The following is a 535-nucleotide window of genomic DNA, read 5'->3' as shown; positions in this document are numbered from 1 at the left end:
GGTGAGCAGCCTCAACCTTGTACTCGGCCGTAAACGACCGACGCTTGCGAGGAGGCATAACGAACATCCTTACCAGCAGAACCAACGATCCTGCTAACTCGGTGTCCACTCCTCGGGGTGAACCTCACGCCCCGGTGATCGCCGGGATGCGGTTGCGGGCGGGCAAGACCGGCTCCGCCAAGGGCGCGGCGTCGATGGTCACCGCAGCGATCGCCACCGCGCGGGCGGCCGGCGCGGCCGGTGAGATCCTGGTGCGCGGCGACTCGGCCTACGGCACCCGCAAGGTCGTGCGCGCCGCGGTGCGCGTCGGCGCAACATTCTCGCTGGTGTTGACCCGCAACACCACGGTGCGCCGGGCGATCGCCGCGATACCCGAGCACGCGTGGACGCCGGTGCGGTATCCCGGCGCGTGGCGGCGCAGCCATTTGCCCACGCCCTGCTCGGTCATGACGACGCCGACGACCATGCGGATCAGCTCGGCGACCAGGGCGCGGGTCCACAGCGGGCCGCCGATCAACAGCTCCTCAGGGGTGTA

1 pseudogene is annotated in these 535 nt (G+C 69.9%); it reads left to right on the top strand.

Features of this window, described 5'->3' with window-relative positions:
- Positions 1-101: 101 nt before the first annotated feature.
- Positions 102-416: pseudogene (locus IU459_RS37540) on the top strand (transposase); the annotation flags it as partial.
- Positions 417-535: the final 119 nt, after the last annotated feature.

This window comes from Nocardia amamiensis (genome assembly GCF_015477605.1).
GTDB classification, from domain to species: domain Bacteria; phylum Actinomycetota; class Actinomycetes; order Mycobacteriales; family Mycobacteriaceae; genus Nocardia; species Nocardia amamiensis_A.
The sequence above is the reverse complement of the archived record's forward strand: the minus strand, read 5'-3'. Positions and strand labels throughout refer to the sequence as shown.